The sequence below is a fragment of the Sulfurimicrobium lacus genome, assembly GCF_011764585.1.
Classification (GTDB): Bacteria; Pseudomonadota; Gammaproteobacteria; order Burkholderiales; family Sulfuricellaceae; genus Sulfurimicrobium; species Sulfurimicrobium lacus.
The window spans coordinates 1,565,793-1,581,735 of record NZ_AP022853.1; the positions used below are offsets into that span (position 1 = coordinate 1,565,793).

16 protein-coding genes and 1 pseudogene are annotated in these 15,943 nt (G+C 63.2%); 3 read left to right on the forward strand and 14 right to left on the reverse strand.

Translation table 11 applies throughout. The features are described 5' to 3' along the window. Nucleotides 1-31: 31 nt before the first annotated feature. The 5 genes and pseudogenes from SKTS_RS19210 to SKTS_RS07805 form a co-directional block, all read right to left on the reverse strand. Nucleotides 32-340 (reverse strand): EAL domain-containing protein, encoded by a 309-nt coding sequence (locus SKTS_RS19210; RefSeq protein ID WP_483316184.1) that lies wholly within the window; start codon nucleotides 338-340, stop codon nucleotides 32-34. Next, nucleotides 258-2,411 (reverse strand): annotated as a pseudogene (locus tag SKTS_RS07790) (putative bifunctional diguanylate cyclase/phosphodiesterase); the annotation flags it as partial. The gene SKTS_RS19210 and the pseudogene SKTS_RS07790, both read right to left, overlap by 83 nt. 39 nt (nucleotides 2,412-2,450) lie before the next feature. After that, nucleotides 2,451-3,215 carry an ABC transporter ATP-binding protein gene (locus tag SKTS_RS07795; protein ID WP_173062806.1) on the reverse strand — a complete coding sequence of 255 codons (765 nt, stop codon included), beginning with the start codon at nucleotides 3,213-3,215 and terminating at the stop codon, nucleotides 2,451-2,453. Next, the gene (locus SKTS_RS07800) at nucleotides 3,209-4,171 is read right to left on the reverse strand and encodes a FecCD family ABC transporter permease (protein ID WP_173062808.1); all 963 of its coding nucleotides are present in this window, start codon (nucleotides 4,169-4,171) and stop codon (nucleotides 3,209-3,211) included. The genes SKTS_RS07795 and SKTS_RS07800 overlap by 7 nt, the downstream gene beginning before the upstream one ends. Continuing rightward, the gene (locus SKTS_RS07805; RefSeq protein WP_173062811.1) at nucleotides 4,171-4,833 is read right to left on the reverse strand and encodes a histidinol-phosphatase; all 663 of its coding nucleotides are present in this window, start codon (nucleotides 4,831-4,833) and stop codon (nucleotides 4,171-4,173) included. The genes SKTS_RS07800 and SKTS_RS07805 overlap by 1 nt, the downstream gene beginning before the upstream one ends. 52 nt (nucleotides 4,834-4,885) lie before the next feature. Here SKTS_RS07805 and SKTS_RS07810 point away from each other — a divergent pair, with 52 nt between their 5' ends. Further along, nucleotides 4,886-5,554: an energy-coupling factor ABC transporter permease gene (locus tag SKTS_RS07810; RefSeq protein WP_173062814.1), complete on the forward strand. Its 669-nt coding sequence runs from the start codon at nucleotides 4,886-4,888 to the stop codon at nucleotides 5,552-5,554. Between the two features lie 63 nt (nucleotides 5,555-5,617). Here the strand turns inward: SKTS_RS07810 and SKTS_RS07815 are convergent, their stop codons facing one another. From SKTS_RS07815 to SKTS_RS07855, 9 genes are all read right to left on the reverse strand, one after another. After that, nucleotides 5,618-6,376 carry a hypothetical protein gene (locus SKTS_RS07815; RefSeq protein ID WP_244617474.1) on the reverse strand — a complete coding sequence of 253 codons (759 nt, stop codon included), beginning with the start codon at nucleotides 6,374-6,376 and terminating at the stop codon, nucleotides 5,618-5,620. Between the two features lie 142 nt (nucleotides 6,377-6,518). Further along, a complete protein-coding gene (locus SKTS_RS07820; protein WP_173062817.1) occupies nucleotides 6,519-6,920 on the reverse strand; it encodes an ExbD/TolR family protein in 402 nt (133 codons plus the stop codon). Further along, entirely contained in the window at nucleotides 6,907-7,554 is a 648-nt protein-coding gene (locus tag SKTS_RS07825; RefSeq protein WP_173062820.1) for a MotA/TolQ/ExbB proton channel family protein, read from the reverse strand. Before SKTS_RS07825 ends, SKTS_RS07820 begins: the two co-directional genes overlap by 14 nt. A 91-nt stretch (nucleotides 7,555-7,645) precedes the next feature. Then, on the reverse strand, nucleotides 7,646-8,854 hold the full coding sequence (locus SKTS_RS07830; RefSeq protein WP_173062822.1) for an ABC transporter permease: 1,209 nt from the start codon (nucleotides 8,852-8,854) through the stop codon (nucleotides 7,646-7,648). Beyond that, nucleotides 8,854-9,570, reverse strand: coding sequence for an ABC transporter ATP-binding protein (locus tag SKTS_RS07835; protein WP_173062825.1), 717 nt, complete (start codon nucleotides 9,568-9,570; stop codon nucleotides 8,854-8,856). Before SKTS_RS07835 ends, SKTS_RS07830 begins: the two co-directional genes overlap by 1 nt. Then, nucleotides 9,567-10,865, reverse strand: a complete 1,299-nt coding sequence (locus SKTS_RS07840) for an efflux RND transporter periplasmic adaptor subunit (protein WP_173062829.1) — start codon at nucleotides 10,863-10,865, stop codon at nucleotides 9,567-9,569. The genes SKTS_RS07835 and SKTS_RS07840 overlap by 4 nt, the downstream gene beginning before the upstream one ends. Next, nucleotides 10,862-12,301 (reverse strand): efflux transporter outer membrane subunit, encoded by a 1,440-nt coding sequence (locus tag SKTS_RS07845; RefSeq protein WP_173062832.1) that lies wholly within the window; start codon nucleotides 12,299-12,301, stop codon nucleotides 10,862-10,864. The genes SKTS_RS07840 and SKTS_RS07845 overlap by 4 nt, the downstream gene beginning before the upstream one ends. Nucleotides 12,302-12,347: 46 nt before the next feature. Continuing rightward, on the reverse strand, nucleotides 12,348-12,830 hold the full coding sequence (locus tag SKTS_RS07850; protein WP_173062835.1) for a Spy/CpxP family protein refolding chaperone: 483 nt from the start codon (nucleotides 12,828-12,830) through the stop codon (nucleotides 12,348-12,350). Between the two features lie 176 nt (nucleotides 12,831-13,006). Continuing rightward, nucleotides 13,007-13,717 (reverse strand): EF-hand domain-containing protein, encoded by a 711-nt coding sequence (locus tag SKTS_RS07855; RefSeq protein WP_244617475.1) that lies wholly within the window; start codon nucleotides 13,715-13,717, stop codon nucleotides 13,007-13,009. Between the two features lie 358 nt (nucleotides 13,718-14,075). Here SKTS_RS07855 and SKTS_RS07860 point away from each other — a divergent pair, with 358 nt between their 5' ends. Continuing rightward, nucleotides 14,076-14,762, forward strand: coding sequence for a response regulator transcription factor (locus tag SKTS_RS07860; RefSeq protein ID WP_173062838.1), 687 nt, complete (start codon nucleotides 14,076-14,078; stop codon nucleotides 14,760-14,762). A 4-nt stretch (nucleotides 14,763-14,766) separates the two neighbouring features. Continuing rightward, nucleotides 14,767-15,894 carry an ATP-binding protein gene (locus SKTS_RS07865; protein ID WP_173062840.1) on the forward strand — a complete coding sequence of 376 codons (1,128 nt, stop codon included), beginning with the start codon at nucleotides 14,767-14,769 and terminating at the stop codon, nucleotides 15,892-15,894. The last annotated feature ends 49 nt before the right edge of the window (nucleotides 15,895-15,943 follow it).

Sequence of the window (15,943 nt, forward strand, 5' to 3'; positions counted from 1 at the left end):
GTGTTTGGAGGCGGGGCTAATTAATGGGTGATTATACAAGATCTGCCGTCAGCCAGTGCTTGTCCTGCACGTTGACCGGCTTGCTGAAATAGTAGCCCTGGCCGTAGTTCACGCCCATCTTGATCAGCATGGCGATGGTTTCCTCGTCTTCGATGTGTTCGGCGATGGTGTGCGCGCCGATCACATTGGCCAGTTCGCGGATCTGTTCGACGATCTTCACGTCTTCCACGTTTTCCTTGAGCTGCAGCACGAAGCTGCCGTCGATCTTGACGAATTCCGGGCGCAGTTGGCAGGTAGCTATAAGTGGAGTAGCCGACGCCGAAATCGTCGAGCGCGACATTGCAGCCCCCGGCGCGAATTTCGTTGAACATCTTGATGAATTCCGCGGACATTTCCGTGGTCTGGCGTTCGGTGAATTCCAGCGTGATCGGGCGTCCCTTGGCGATGGGGGAATGCAGCAGGTCGCGCAGTTGCTGGGTGAATTCCGGGGCGAAGAAGGAGTTCAGGCTGATGTTGACGAACAGGTGCACGTTCTTGGGGATCAGGCGCAGCGACTCGCCGATCACGAACAGGTCCATGTCGCGGATCAGGCCGAGATCCTCGGCGATGGGGATGAAATCGTCCGCGGGCACGAAACCGTCGCCGCGCCGCATGCGCGTCAGCACTTCGTAGGCGAATATCTTGCGCGTCTTTAGGTCGACGATGGGCTGCATGAAAGGCAGGATCATGCCGGCGGAGATGGCGTTGCGCAGTTCGAATCCCTGCGAGAAGATGTCCATGATGGCTTCGCCGCGCTCCTTGGACAGCGTGTCCACGCGGTTGCGCCCGCTCTGTTTGGCGTGATAGAGCGCCACGTCGGCGGCGCGCACCAGGTCGAGAGGGATCTTGCCGTGCAGCGGCGCCACCGCGATACCGATCGAGGTTTGTATGGTCAGCTGGCCGACGGTGAGGGGCAGGACGATGCGGCTGAGGTCTTCGTGGATCATGTGTCCGATGCGGCTGGCCTCTTCCGCGTTCACGTTTTGCAGCAGGATGGCGAATTCGTCGCCGGCGATGCGTGCTACCGCGCCGCCCTGGTGTTCGTTGGCTCGCAGCGTACTGGCCACCTTGCGCAATACTTCGTCGCCTACCGGGTGGCCGTAGGTGTCGTTGATGAACTTGAATCCGTCGATGTCCACGATCACCAGCGCCAGCGGCAGGTTCTTGTGCAGGTTCATGTGCAGCAGGTTTTCGAGCAGGTCGTCGAAGTGGCGGCGGTTGTATACACCGGTGAGCGGGTCGGTGATGGTGAGGCGGTAGAGATCCTGCTCGTGCTGGCGCTGCAGTTCCTGAAGATGCAGTGTCTCGGTGACGTCTTCCAGCGTGCTGATCAGCCCGGTGACGGTGCCCGACTCGTCGCGCTGCAGCGAGGTGCTCATCTGCATCCACACCGATTTGCCGTCGCGGGCGCGCACTTCCAGTTGCAGATCGGTGAGCGGGATATGTACCAGCCGGCCGACTTCGAAATAACTCTGGTGCTTGGGCTGGATCAGGAATTCGGCGAAGGGGCGGTGCAGTGTGGTTTCGGTGGCATAGCCGGTGAGCGCTTCCCAGGTCGGGTTGAGGAAGGTGATATGGCCGGACTGGTCCACCTCCAGCAGCACTTCCTGCATGTTGTTCACCAGGTTGCGCAGCTTGAGCTCGTTTTCCGCCAGCTGGCTGCGCGTTTGCTCCAGTTCGCGAATCTGACGCTTCATGGTCTTGGCGCTCTCGACGAAGGCGTCGGAGAGGTTCTTCACTTCGTCGCTGGCATTGGCCGCGGTCGCCAGCATGGTCTTGTCCCAGTTGCCCTGCGAGACTTCCCTGGCCATGGCGGCAAGCGGCGTGAGCGGGGCCATCACCGACTTCACCAGCAGCTGGATGGCGATCAGGTCCACTCCGAGCAGCAGCATGAAGAGGTAGGACACGTCGTTGAGCAAAGTGTGGATTTTTTCGTTCAGGACGTCATTCGACAGCTGGACGGTGATCAGGCCCAAAGAGCCGCGTGAAGATTTCAATTCCGTCGTCACCGTGGGCTTGAGTTCGGCCGCCTGGAACCAGCCCGCCACCGGGTGCAACGGGATGACTTCCTTGGATTGCTGGAACAGCTGGTTGCCCTGGCCGTCCTTGACGGTGATGGCGCTGATGGCGCGGTCGCCGAGCACGGTGCCGAGGTAAGTGTCGATGCCGTGCGGGTCGAACTCGATGAGATGGGTGACCGCGGGCGCCGTAATGGCGATCATCTTGTGTCCCAGCACCTGGCGGTTGGTGATCTCGGTGCCGACCTGCTGGATCAGCATGTAGAGGCTGAACAACCCCACCACCAGCAACTGCAGCATGGCGATGGCGAGCATGATGCGCATGTGCAGGGTGCGGGGCTGGAAGAATTTCATCGGGAATCCGGGGATTGTTTTGCTGTTGACTTCGTGAGCTTATTCTAAGGTGGGCAGGAAATAATTGCCATCACTTGTTGCGACCGTCTGAAAGCGGCACTGGTAAAGGTTTTCCATGGCATTTTGCGTGATCATGAGAGGCGTGTCGCCGCCTGCGATTTTGCCGCCGTCATGGATCAGCAGCGCGTGATCGCAGAAGCGGCTGGCCCAGAAGATGTCGTGCAGCACCATCACCACGGTTTTCCCTGCGTCGCGGGCGAGCTGGCGGAAAAGCTGCATCACGGCGAGCTGGTGCGGCAGGTCGAGATGCTGCAGCGGTTCGTCGAGAAAATAGATGTCCGGCGCCTGCGCCAGCAGCAGGGCGATGCGCACGCGCTGGCGTTCTCCGCCGGACAGCGTGCTCAGCGCCTGCCGCTCGGCGTGCGCCATGCCGACAAGCTGCAATGCGCGGCGCGCAGCGGCGATGTCGCTGATGTCCGGCGTCAGCGTGGCGCTATGGGGGAAGCGGCCCAGCAGCACGTAATCCAGCGCCGTGCCGGAAAATGCCGTGGTTTCTTCCTGCAGCAGGGCGCCGACGCGCTGCGCCAGCCGGCGGCGCGGAATTTCACTCAGCGGCAGGCCGTCCAGGCATACGCGGCCGGCGGCGGGCTTGCCGAGCCCGCTCAGTGCGTGCAGCAGGGTGGTCTTGCCGCTGCCGTTCTTGCCCAGCACGGCCCAGCATTGGCCCGCTTCCAGACTCAGCGTCAGGTCCTGGCAAAGCACCTTGCCGGGCACTTCAAGATGGAGATTTTCAGTACTTAACAATTTTGTCGGGCATCTTGCCGGGACAGCAGGAACAACAGCAGCGGCACGCCGAGCAGGGCGGTCAGCACGCCGGCCGGCAATTGTTGCGGCGCGATCACGCTGCGCGCCAGGGTGTCGGCCAGGGTGAGGAAGCTGCCGCCCAGCAGGATGGCGCAGGGCACCAGCCAGCGGTGGCTGTGCACGCCGAGCAGGCGCAGCAGGTGCGGCACGATCAGGCCGACGAAGCCGATGCTGCCGCCTTCCAGTACCGCGGCGGTGGTGGCTACTGCCGCCGCGAGGTAAATGCCGCCCTGCAGCGGCAGTACTGCGACGCCGAGGGATTTTGCCTTCAGTTCGCCGATGGCCAGCACGTCGAGATGGCGCGCCAGCATCCAGCCCGCGCTGCCGGTGGCAAGCAGCGCGGTCCATGCCAGGGCCGGTTGCCGGGCGTAGGACAGGTCGCCCATGAGCCAGTACAGCATGCCGTGCAGGCCGCTGCCGGGCGCGAGGCTGAGCATCAGGCTGATCAGCGCGCCGAACCCGGCGGACAGGGCCACACCGGTGAGCAGCAGGTGGTGCATGCTCCAGGCGTGGCGGTTGAAGCTCAGGGCCAGTACCAGCAGCATGGCGCCGAGCGCGCCGCCCAGCGCGGCGAACTGCACTGCCGCGGCCAGCCCCAGCAGCATCGCGCCCAGCGCGCCCACCGCCGCGCCGCCGGAGATGCCGAGCAGGTAGGGGTCGGCCAGCGGGTTGCGCAACAGGACTTGCAGCAGCACGCCAGACAGCGCCAGCAGGGCGCCGCAGGCAAAGGCGCTGGCGGCGCGCGGGGCGCGCAGTTGCCAGAGAATTTCCCGCGACGTGCCGTTGCCGTCGAAAAGTTGCGTCAGCGAAAGGTCCGCGCTGCCGCTCAGCAAAGCAGCCGCCAGGCTGGCGGGGGCGAGCAGCAGGAGACCGTAGAACAGCAGGCGATGGCGCATCAGCGCAGGCTGAGGATCGGCCAGCCGTGCCGTTCTGCGTGTGCCTTGAGGGTGGGGTCCGGGTCGACCGCGACAGGGTGGCTGACGCGCTGCAGCAGCGGCAGGTCGTTCAGCGAGTCGCTGTAGAAGTGGCTTTCCGTCACGTCGCCCCACTGGACGCCGCGGCTGGCCAGCCAGGCGTCGAGGCGGGTGATTTTGCCTTCGCGGAAGGAAGGCGTGCCGGACACCTTGCCGGTAAATTCGCCGTTCACCTGTTCTGGTTCGGTGGCGATCAGGTGTTCCACACCGAATTCCTGCGCAATGGGGCGGGTGACGAAGCTGTTGGTGGCGGTCACGATGGCGACCAGGTCGGCTTCCTGCAGATGCCGCTTCACCAGCTCCCGCCCCTTGGCGGTGACGATGGGCAGGATCTTGCGTTGCATGAATTCGCGATGCCAGGCATCGAGCTGGCTGCGCGTGTGGCGCGCCAGGGGCTTGAGCTGGAAATCGAGGAATTCGTGGATGTCCAGCGTACCCGCCTTGTACTGGTCGTAAAACGCCTGGTTGCGCGCTTCATAGACTTCCTGGTCGAGCACGCCCTGCTCGATCAGGAACTGAGCCCATTCGAAATCGCTGTCGCCGGCGAGCAGCGTGTTGTCCAGGTCGAAAAGCGCCAATCGCAAGATTCTTACTCCACGTTAAATTGAGCGCCAAAGTATAGCGTAAAATATCACGATGAATTTGCCCGACCATCTCCTGCCGGCTGCCTGGTACTGGTTCGCATACGCCCTGTATGCCGTGGTGCTGGGGGGCGCGCTTTATGCCGCGCCGTGGCGCCGGCTGCGCGACAACGAGCAGCTTCATCTCTGGCTCGGCACCTGCGTGTCGCTGATGTTGATGTGGAGCTATCTCAAGACCGGCATCAAGCCGGGGCTGAATTTCCACGTGCTCGGCGCGACCCTGTTTACCCTGATGTTCGGGCCTTACCTTGCCATTGTCGGCCTGAGCGTGGTCCTGCTGGGGGTGACTTATTTCGGCTACAGCGGCTGGGAAAGCTTCCCTGCCAACGCCTTGCTGATGGGGGCGTTGCCGGTGGCGGTGAGCTATGCCATTTACCGCCTGGCGGACGGCAAATTGCCCAATCACTTTTTTGTCTATATTTTCATCAACGCCTTTCTGGGAGGGGCGCTGGCGATGACTGTCGTCGGCCTGGCGGTGACCGGCATGTTTGCGTTGTCCGGCGCTTATTCGACGGATTACCTCATCAGCAACTACCTGCCCTACTACTTGCTGATGGCTTGGTCCGAGGCGGTGCTGACCGGCATGCTGGCCACCCTGATGGTGGTGTACAAGCCGGAATGGGTGTCGACCTTCGACGACGCGCGCTATATCCGCAACAAATAAACAGTCCGGATTACTCATTAAGCCGATTTGAGCGCCGGCGAGCAGGGGCGGGCAAGAAAGAATTCATGGCGCGGCTTGCCATGGCGGCATCCCTTTTCGTGATGCAAGCCTGCGAGGTTCGGCGCTGGCTCCAAAAAACTCACGCATCAAGAAATCTTCCAGTCCCGCGTTATCTTCCATGCGCGCGGAAAGCACAATCACGCGGTCGAGGCGCTGCGATTCCCAATTAAAATCGCCTTTGTAATATTTGCGAATCAGTTCAATCATGCTGCGTACCATGGCGCGCTCCAAATCGCCATTTGGTCCCGCATCGACCTCGATCAATTCGCGCCGTGAATTGCTCGACCCCGTTGTCCAGCCGCGAAATGAAAATTTACCCGTATGCAGGCCCAAGCTGATGATTTGGAATACCCCGTTCGTGCCTTGCGGCTGGAGGTTGCGCTTGATGTTCGCCATCCTGACCTCGTCCGCCGAAGGCTCGCGTGCGGCAGGCATCTCCGCTGCGCGGCGACGCTCTCTGGCGGCATTGACGAAGGCCATCAAGTCCGTCGGTGGCGATAAATCCGGTGCGGCATCTGCCGGAATCTCGGGCTTGACTGCTGCGATGTCGGTACGGGGAGCCGCGTCAGGGGGCGGTTTTATTTTGGGTTTGTCCGCCGGTCTGGGCGGGGATTTGGGCCGAACTTCCGCCGGCTTTGCCGGAAGTTCGGCTGCCACTTCGGGCAATTCCACAAAACGTGCTTCCACGGGTGCGGGCGCTGCCGTTTCGACCTTGGGGACGATCAGGGAGGGGGCGAATTTCCACATGATCGCCAGCCACATGATCGCCGCCAGCGGTATCGGCCACCACAGCCTGATCTCCCTGGGGCGGGAATCGGGCATATGGACGCGCACGATCTCGCCACAGTTGCCGCATATGGCATGCCGAACCTCCCTTGGCAGGAAATCCGGCGAGCTTGCCGCATTACTCATGTTTTACCGCGATCAGGAAGTTCCGGGCGCCGGCGGCACGGGCCTGCAGCATCGCCTGCACCACGATGCCCTGCGGCGCGGCATTGTCCGCCGACACCACGACGCCCTGTTGCGAATTTTTCAGCAGCGGCCCGAGCGTGGCGGCCAGGGTTTGCAGGGTCACCGGCGTGCGGTTGACAAGGATTTTGCTGTCGGCGGTCAGCGTCAGGGTGACCGGCGAATCTGCCTTGAGCTTCTCTGCTTTCCCCTGGGGCAGGTTCACTTGCAGCGAATCGAGGTTCTGCATCGACAGAGAGGACAGCATGAAGGTCGCCAGCAGGAAGAACATCACGTCGATCATCGGGATGATTTCAATGCGCCCCTTGCGGTACGTCCGGGGCTTACGCAGCTTCATGGGCGTCACCCTGCTGGTCGAGGCGGATGTGGTCGATCAGACGTGTGCCGAGGCGTTCCATTTCGTCCATCGTTTGCGATTGCACACGCGAGAAATAATTGAAGCCGAACAGGGCAATCACCGCGATCATCAAGCCGATGGCCGTGGCAATCAGCGCCTGGGCCACGCCGCCCGTCACCCCGGTGGGATTCACGATGCCGCTGCCGCCTATGATCCTGAAGGCATCCATCATGCCGCCGATGGTGCCCATCAGCCCGAGCAGGGGTGCGGCGGTGACGATGGTCTCCAGCACCCACAACCTGCGGGCGAGGGATGTTTCGATCAGCTGGGCTTCGTCTGCCGCACGGGATTCGGTCCACCATGCGGGACGCCGCCGGTTGGCGATGACCACCTCGAAAAAGCGCCTGAAATAGTGGCGCTCGCTCAAGCCGTAAAGCCTTTTCTCCAGTTCGTCCCAGGCGAAGCCATAAGTCTCGGCGAGTCGGAGCAGGTCGAGCGGCAGGCGGGCGTAGCGCCAATAGACGTACGCCTTCTCGAGCATGATGGCCAGGGCGATGACCGCCAGCAGCGACAAGGGCAGGATGATCATCCCGCCGAGTTTTATGGCGATCCAGGTTTCGTGTAGGTCTTGCATGCATATCTCCGTGTGGGGATGGGATTGAAAGTACGAGGGGCGGCGGTTGCCGCTTGCCCTGAATAGCAGTTAATCGGGAAGGAGACGGGGTTTACTCGTGCCGCAGCGCCTCGATGGGGTCGAGCCGGGCCGCGCGCTGTGCCGGGAAGTAGCCGAAAATCACGCCGATCGCAGCCGAGAACAGGAAAGACAGCAGGTTGATGCCGGGGTTGAAGAGGAAAGGCACCTGCATCAATTGCGCCAGCCCGACCGAGGCCGCCGTGGCCAGCGCGATGCCGACCAGCCCGCCGAAGGAGGACAGGGCCACCGCCTCGATCAGGAACTGCAGCAACACTTCCCGTTCCAGCGCGCCGATGGCGAGGCGGATGCCGATTTCCCGGGTGCGCTCGGTCACCGACACCAGCATGATGTTCATGATGCCGATGCCGCCCACCAGCAAACTCACCGCCGCCACCGCGCCGAGCAGGGCGGTCATGATACGGATGGTGCCGGACAGGGTTTCCGCGATTTGCTTGGTGTCGAGGACGTTGAAATCGTCTTCCTCGTTATCCGAAATCTTGCGCCGCTCGCGCATCAGCAGGTTGATCTGCTCGATCACCTTGGCGTTGGATGCGCCGGCTTTCACCGAGACCATGAGCGTGCTCACGTCCTGGCTGCCGGTCAGCCGCCGCTGCACGGTGCGCAGCGGCATGATCACCGTGTCGTCCTGATCCATGCCCATCGCACCCTGGCCTTTCGACGCCAGCAGGCCGACGATTTCGCAGGAGAACTGCTTGATGCGGATCTCGTTGCCGAGCGGGTTCTGGCTGCCGAACAGTTCGCGCCGCACGCTCTCGCCGATCACGCACACCGATTTGCCGGCGCGCTCTTCGGCCTCGCTGAACACGCGCCCGGCGGCCAGCTTCCAGTTGCCGGTCTGGAAGTAGGCATTGGTGCTGCCGTTGATGGTGGTGGACCAGTTCTTGGCGCCGTAGACCACGGTCACGCTGCGGTTGACCGTCGGCGCAACCGCCTCCAGGCCGTTGATCTGGGTACGGATGGCATCGGCGTCGGCGAGCTTGAAATTGGGCGCGCCGGCGGAATCCCGCCCCGGACCTAAGCGCTTGCCGGGGCGCACCATCAGCAGGTTGCTGCCGAGGCTGGAAATCTGGTCCGACACCACCTTGGTGGCGCCGTTGCCCAGGGTCACCATGGTGATCACCGCGCTGACGCCGATGACGATGCCGAGGATGGTGAGGAAGGAGCGCATCAGGTTGCGCCGGATTTCGCGCAGGGCAAGCAGGAGCGTGTTCCACAGCATTAAATATTTCCCCCGTTGCGGGTGTCGCTGTCCACCAGACCGTCCACGAAATGTACGATGCGCTGGGCGTATCGGGCCATTTCCGGTTCGTGGGTGACCATCAGGATGGTGATGCCCTGATCGCGGTTGAGGGCGGTCAGCAGCGCCATGATTTCGTGACTGGTTTTACTGTCCAGGTTGCCGGTGGGCTCGTCCGCCAGCAGCAGGGTCGGTTTGGTGACGATGGCGCGGGCCACGGCGACCCGTTGCTGCTGGCCGCCGGAGAGTTCCGCCTGGGTGTGGTGTTCCCACCCCTTGAGGCCCACCGATGTCAGCGCTGCGCGTGCCGCCGCGTGGCGCGCGGCGGCGCTTTCGCCGCGATAGAGCAGGGGCAGTTCCACGTTTTCCTGCGCCGAGGTGCGCGCCAGCAGGTTGAAGCCCTGGAACACGAAGCCGAGGTAATGGCGGCGCAGCAGGGCGCGCTGGTTGCGGTTCATCTGTTCGACATGGACGCCGCGAAATCGGTAGGCGCCGCTGCTGGGGATGTCGAGGCAGCCGAGGATGTTCATCGCCGTGGACTTGCCCGATCCGCTCGGTCCCATGATGGCGACGAACTCCCCTTCATGGATCGCGAGGTCGATGCCGCGCAGGGCCTGGAATGCAACCTGGCCCTGGCCGTAGGTCTTGGTGATGGCGCTCAGTTCGATGAGCGGGGCCGCTGCGTTGTTGCTGCTCATTTCGGCGCGACCACGCTTTCCGTGATGACCTGCATGCCTGGTTCCAACTCGCCGCCGCTCACTTCGGTCTGGCGCCCGTTGCTCGCGCCCACGCGGACCGGCACGGCCGCGGGCTGGCCGTCGCGCAGCACCCACACCTGTTGCGTGCCGCCCTTGACGGCGGCGCTGGCCGGTTTCGACGAGGTGCTGGCGGGCGGCTTGGGCAGCAGGCTGGAAACGAAGCTGTCTTTCTTTTTATTGTTGGCAGCGGATTGGTTTGGCGGGGTGAAGCGCAGCGCGGCATTCGGCACCAGCAGCACGTTCTCGCGCTGGGTGGTGGTGATCTCCGAGGTGGCCGTCATGCCGGGACGCAGGCTGAGGTCGTCGTTGCCGACCTTGAGGATGGTCTTGTAGGACACCACCCCGTCCTTGGTCTGCGAGCCGTAACCGACGCGGACGATGCGCGCCGGGTACTTGCGTCCGGCGTAGGCGTCCACGTTGAAGGTGGCGGACTGCCCGGCGCGCACCTGGCCCACGTCGGCTTCGTCCACGTCCACCTGGAGTTCCATCTGCGCCAGGTTTTCGGCCAGGGTGAACAGCACCGGGGCCTGGAGGGAAGCGGCGACGGTCTGGCCCGGCTCCACCTTGCGCGCCAGCACCACGCCGTCGATGGGCGAACGGATCGAGGCCTTGGCCAGGTTGGTCTGGTCGGATTTGAGCGTCGCCCGTGCCTGCGTCACCGCGGCATGGGCGCCCGCTTCGTTGGCGATGGCCCGCTTCAGGGTGGCTTGCGCGGTTTCGAGTTCAGCCCTGGACGGCACCTTGCCGCCGGAGAGTTCCGCCACCTGGCGCAGGCGCGCAAGGTTGGTGCGGGATTCCTCTACGGTCGCCTGCATCTGCTCCACCTGGGCTGCGGCAGAGGCAAGCGCCGCCTGGGATTTGGCGACCTGGTCGTTCAGCTTGGAAAGGTCGAGCCGGGCGAGAAGCTGGCCTTTCTGCACCCGGTCGTTGTCGTCCACCAGTACTGCTTCGATGGTGCCGGACAACTCGCTGCCCACGTCCACCTGGTTGGTGGGTTGCAGATTGCCGGTGGCCGATACCGTGACGGTGAGATTGCCGCGCACCGCTTCCTCGCTGAGGTATTGGGGCGCGGCGGCAGCGTTGCGGGAGCGCAGGTAAAAGGCCCCGCTCGCCAGCAGCACGACCAGGACGCCGATCAGCCAGATACGGATGGAGAGGCCCAGGAAGCGGGCGGATTTTTCTGCCGCGACGATGCGGGCAAGCGGGTCTTTCTCTTCGAGGTGGGCGTTGCTCATGATGTGCTGCCTTGCTGAAGGAGTGTGATTTCGCCGCCGGCAGCAGACTGCCAGCCGCCGCCGAGAGCCTTGTAGAGGCGGATCAGGGCGGAAATGCTTTCCGCTTGCGTGGTTTTCAGGCTGTCCTGAACCGTGAGCAGGGTGCGCTCGGTATCCAGCACTTTCTGGAAATCGGTGATGCCGGTGGCGTAACGGTGGCGCGCCATGAGCACGGCGTTGTGCGCCGCATCGGCCGCCTCGCGCAGGGCCTGTTCGCGCCTGCGGCTGTTGGCGTAGGAAAGCAGCGCGTTTTCCACCTCTTCCAGGGCATTGAGCACGGTTTTTTCATAGTTGACCAAGGCCTGTTCCTGGATCGCGTTCTGGATTTCGATGCGCTGGCGGATACGGCCGCCGTCGAAAATGGTGGCGGCGACGCTGCCGAGCAGGGAGCGGGTGAGGCTGTCGCCGCCGCCCAGCGCGCCGAAACTCAGCGCTTCCCAGCCGATCGATCCGGACAGTGTGAAACCGGGATACAGCGCTGCCGTCGCCTCGCCGATGCGGGCGGTTTCCGCCGCCAGTTTGCGCTCGGCGACGCGCACATCGGGACGTTGGCGCAGGGTGTCGGCGGGGATGCCGAGCGCCACGCTATCAGGCGCCGCCGGAATCGGAGTGGGCGTTGCCAGCTTGTCGTGCAGCGCACCCGGCGCCTGGCCGAGGAGGATGGCCAGACGGTGTTCCGCCTGGGCGAGGCTGGATTCCAGGCTGGGGACCTGGGCGCGCGTCTGTTCCCGGTTGGTGCGCGCCTGCTCCACGTCGAGCGAACTGGTCAGCCCGGCTTCCGCGCGCCAGCCGGTCAGTTCCAGGGTTTCCGTCTGGCTCGCCAGATTGTCCCGGGCAATGGCAAGCCGGGCCTGGAAAGCCCGCAGTTCCACGTAGTTGAGCGCCACTTCCGCCACCAGCGAAACCTGGGTGTTATGCAGGCTGGCTTCGCTGCCCTCCAGGTCAGCCTGGGCCGCCTCCAGCGCGCGCCGGGCGGCGCCGAAGACGTCCGGCTCCCAGCCGGCGTCGAAGCCCGCGCTATACAGATCGCGCGTCAATCCGCCGGCGCTCGCGGCGCTGCTCTTGCTGTGAGTTTCGGACAGGGCAGCGCTGACGGTCGGGAACCGGTTCGCGCCGGCCAGTCCGCGCCGGGCGCGCGCTTCGCGCAGTTTCGCCTGCGCACTGCGGAGATCGGGGCTGGCCTGGAGCGACTGCACGATGAGACCGGACAGCAGCGGGTCGTGAAATTGCAGCCACCAGCGCGACAGGTCTTGCGCCGTGGCGTGGGTTGACGGGGCGTTCGCCCAGCTTCCGGGTATGGCCATGGCGGGCCCGGCATAGTCGGGCCCGACCGCAGCGCAGCCGCTCAACAGGGCAAGAAGGAGGGCAGGCAGGGCAAAGCCCGGGCGTTTTTTCATGGCTGGTTTGTGCTTCATTGAGCGGAATATTAGACCACGCATTCGCTTATGGCATGTCTATCTGTTGTGGGCGTGCTCTGCGTTCCTCCAGTTGCTTGCGCTGCTCCGGCGTCAATATCCGGTAAATCTGCTGGTCGGTGCGGGCGTGCATCTGCGCCATCTTCGCCAAAACTCCGGCACTGGCTTCAGCGAGCGCCTGCGCTTTTTCCTCGCTGTATTCGCCCGACAGGCCGAGCAGGCGCAGTTCCATTTGCGACTTGTGCAGGGCCTTGGCCTGGTCGCGCATGGCGGGCGCCTGGGCATGCATCAGGTCGAAAATTTTGTCGCGCTGGGATTCGTTCAGGTCGAGGCCGCGCAGGAATGGCTGAGTGTGGCTTCCGCCGAACATGCCTGGTTCGCCCCTCATCTGCATCGGGCCGCCACAGCCGCCGGGTTTGTCTGTCATGGGAAAGGCATCGGCACCAAGGGGCAAGCCAAGCGCGATGCTGCTGGCGATCATGAAGCGGGTGAGGATAAGTCGGGTTTTCATGTCATGCTCCTTGTCGAATCGTTTCGGGGATTTGCGGCGGCGGGAATTTTCCGCACCGTTGGAGAAAGTTTGACCGAAGGGCATGTAAACAGGTGTTGTCGCCGGGTAAAAGCGTGTAAAGGGCATGGCCGCGAACCGGGCTCAGCATACGACGGCCCGGTACGCGGCTTGCTGCATCAGGCCGAGGTCGAAAGCGTTCCGCTGCTGGAGGATTCGCTGGACGCCGTTCCCAAACCGCCGTAGGCATGCATCAGCTGCATGATCTTCATCATCACATTAGCTTCGCTGTTGGTGCTGCTGGACGAGGAAGTGGCACTGCCGGAATCGGCCGAAACCGAAGACGACGAACTCGACTTGCTGGCCTGGTCGAAAGCCATGGCTTCCTGCATGCTGACCTTGCCATCGCCATCCGTGTCCGCTTTGTCGAAATTGTTCACCAGGTTCGTCAGCTTGCTGTCGGTGGAGCCTGTTTCCTTTGCCATGCTGGTGAGTTGATCCTTGGTCAGACCCGCGCTGTCGGCACCTTGCGGCGGCGGAGGCGGCGGCATGCCGCCCATTCCATGCATGCCACCCTGTCCGCTTGTGCGCATGCTGTTGAACTGGCTGTCCAATTGCTCCGCCATCTTGGTCAGGCTGTCGGACATCTCCTGTTTGGTGACCTTGCCGTCGTTGTTGCCGTCCAGTTGCTTGAAAACCTCGTCGACGCTGGCGGTATTGCCCGAGTTGCCGTTAGCCGAAATCTGGTCGAAGGCGGACTGTAGATCGCTTTTCTCGATGTAGCCCTGGTTCTTGCTGTCCAGTTTCGAGAACAACTTGCTGGCCATCTGCGACGGGTCGGGCCGTTGCATCAGGGATGAAACCGAACTGCTTCCAATGCTGCTTACCATGATTAACTCCTTTTTTGCTGGTTGTGAAAATTGCGTGCTGTGCCGCGAGTTGCCTGGCTGCTGCCGCACCATGCCTGCATGCAATATATCGGCCAGATTAGCCCGAACTTGGCGGTGGTTTGTGTTAAGCGAGGTAAAGTTCTGTTAAGAGTTTCCGGGTTTTTTGACCGGGCTGGCCGGAATGCCTGCCAGGAGAAGCTCGAAGCGTGAAATTTGCCAGTGCAGCGCGACTTCCGGCAATAATTGCCGCTGTCTGGCGGGGGACGTAAATTAATGTAAATCTCGATGCCGGGCACTGTCCCCTGCGGCGGGGCTTCGCTATCATCAGCAGCTCATATTCAAGGCGGCGCGTACTTTAATGACCAAGGTTCTGTTGGTGGACGACGATGTCGAGCTGGTCGAGATGCTCAAGGAATACCTGGAGCAGGAGGGATTCGACGTGGCTGCCGTCCATGACGGCGAGTCGGGCGTGTCCGAAGCTTTGTCAGGCCAGTATGCGATCGCCGTGCTGGATGTGATGATGCCGCGCTTGAGCGGCGTGGAAGCCTTGCGGCGCATCCGCATGAAGAGCACCTTGCCGGTGATCATGCTTACCGCCAGGGGCGACGACACGGATCGCATCGTCGGCCTCGAACTGGGAGCAGACGATTACGTGCCCAAGCCCTGCACCCCCCGCGAGCTGACAGCCCGCATCCGGGCCATCCTGCGCCGTACCCAGAACGCTCAGGCCGATAACGAGCCGGCAACGCTGACTGTTGGTTCATTGGTCATGTGGCCGGGCCAGCGCCGTGCGGAATGGGCGGAGAAGGCGCTGGATCTGACCAGCACGGAATTTACCCTGCTCGAGGTACTGGCCCGCGAGGCTGGCCGGCCAGTCAGCAAGAGCGCCCTGTCCGAACAGGGCCTGGGCCGCCCGCTGGCCCGTTTCGACCGCAGCATCGACGTGCATCTGAGCAGTATCCGCCACAAGCTCGGCACGCTGGCCGACGGCCGGTCATGCATCCAGACCGTGTACCGTCTGGGCTACCAGCTCATCAAGGAGTGATCGGGTGGGCCGGCTGTTCTGGAAATTTTTCTTTTTCATCTGGCTGGCGCAACTGACCACCATTGCGGCGGTCAGCACCACGTTCTGGCTGGAGCACCGCGCGCAGGAAGAAAGGCTGGCGCAGCTGGGCCGGAATCCGCCCCCCAGCCCGGAGCTCCGGCCCGATGGCAGGCCATTTCCGCCCGGCAGATTCCTGCGTCCGGGCGGGCCTCCCCGTCCTGGCTTTCCCTTTGTCCCTGTCGTGCCGCTGGTGGCGACGCTGCTTGCCAGCCTCATTTTCGCGGCACTGCTTGCCTGGTATTTCTCGAAACCGATCCGCAACCTGCGCTCGGCCTTTGAAGCGGTGGTCAACGGCGATCTGGCGGTGCGTCTGGGGCCCGTCATGGGCAAACGCAGCGATGAACTGGCCGATCTCGGGCGCAATTTCGACCGCATGGCCAGCCACCTGAGCACTTTGATCGACGGTCAACGGCGCCTGCTGCACGACGTTTCGCACGAGTTGCGCTCTCCCCTGGCCCGGCTGCAGGCGGCGATCGGACTGGCGCGGCAACAACCGGAGAAGCTGGAATCTTCACTGGGGCGCATCGAGCGCGAAAGCGAGCGCATGGACAAACTGGTGGGAGAACTGCTGACGCTGTCCCGCCTGGAGGCCGGCGTGATGGGCGCGATGGATGAAACAATAAGCATGGACGAACTGGTTTCCGATGTCGTTGCCGATGCGCGTTTCGAAGCTGAATACATCGGGCGCACGGTGCAATATTCCGGGCGCGGCGAGGCGCTCGTCAAGGGCAATGCCGAACTGCTGCATCGCGCGCTGGAGAATGTGGTGCGCAATGCGCTGCGGCACACGCCGGAGGGCGGCATGGTGGCGCTGGAAGTCCATCTGGATGCCAGCGGGAACGACGTGAGGTTTGCCGTTCTCGATCAAGGCCCCGGTGTGCCGGAGAAAGAGCTCAATGCGATCTTCGAGCCGTTCATGCGCGGCGAAAGTTCGCAATACAACGATGGGCACGGCCTCGGGCTGGCGATCGCACGGCGTGTCGTGGAGGCGCATGGCGGCCGGATTCGCGCGGCGAATCGAGCAGGCGGGGGGTTGTGCGTCGAAATCGTGCTGCCCGCAACCTGCGGGTAACTTCGGCGCCGCATGCATACAGTCGCGCTTATTTGCTAAAATAAGCGCT

What these genes read in the sequence shown, in the direction of transcription:
- SKTS_RS07830 (WP_173062822.1), bottom strand. Translation starts at nt 8,854, where the DNA reads ATGCTGTGGAACACGCTCCTGCTTGCCCTGCGCGAAATCCGGCGCAAC.
- SKTS_RS07855 (WP_244617475.1), bottom strand. Translation starts at nt 13,717, where the DNA reads ATGGTAAGCAGCATTGGAAGCAGTTCGGTTTCATCCCTGATGCAACGG.
- SKTS_RS07840 (WP_173062829.1), bottom strand. Translation starts at nt 10,865, where the DNA reads ATGAGCAACGCCCACCTCGAAGAGAAAGACCCGCTTGCCCGCATCGTC.
- SKTS_RS07845 (WP_173062832.1), bottom strand. Translation starts at nt 12,301, where the DNA reads ATGAAAAAACGCCCGGGCTTTGCCCTGCCTGCCCTCCTTCTTGCCCTG.
- SKTS_RS19210 (WP_483316184.1), bottom strand. Translation starts at nt 340, where the DNA reads ATGTCGCGCTCGACGATTTCGGCGTCGGCTACTCCACTTATAGCTACC.
- SKTS_RS07860 (WP_173062838.1), top strand. Translation starts at nt 14,076, where the DNA reads ATGACCAAGGTTCTGTTGGTGGACGACGATGTCGAGCTGGTCGAGATG.
- SKTS_RS07815 (WP_244617474.1), bottom strand. Translation starts at nt 6,376, where the DNA reads ATGTGGCTGGCGATCATGTGGAAATTCGCCCCCTCCCTGATCGTCCCC.
- SKTS_RS07835 (WP_173062825.1), bottom strand. Translation starts at nt 9,570, where the DNA reads ATGAGCAGCAACAACGCAGCGGCCCCGCTCATCGAACTGAGCGCCATC.
- SKTS_RS07820 (WP_173062817.1), bottom strand. Translation starts at nt 6,920, where the DNA reads ATGAAGCTGCGTAAGCCCCGGACGTACCGCAAGGGGCGCATTGAAATC.
- SKTS_RS07810 (WP_173062814.1), top strand. Translation starts at nt 4,886, where the DNA reads ATGAATTTGCCCGACCATCTCCTGCCGGCTGCCTGGTACTGGTTCGCA.
- SKTS_RS07825 (WP_173062820.1), bottom strand. Translation starts at nt 7,554, where the DNA reads ATGCAAGACCTACACGAAACCTGGATCGCCATAAAACTCGGCGGGATG.
- SKTS_RS07800 (WP_173062808.1), bottom strand. Translation starts at nt 4,171, where the DNA reads ATGCGCCATCGCCTGCTGTTCTACGGTCTCCTGCTGCTCGCCCCCGCC.
- SKTS_RS07850 (WP_173062835.1), bottom strand. Translation starts at nt 12,830, where the DNA reads ATGAAAACCCGACTTATCCTCACCCGCTTCATGATCGCCAGCAGCATC.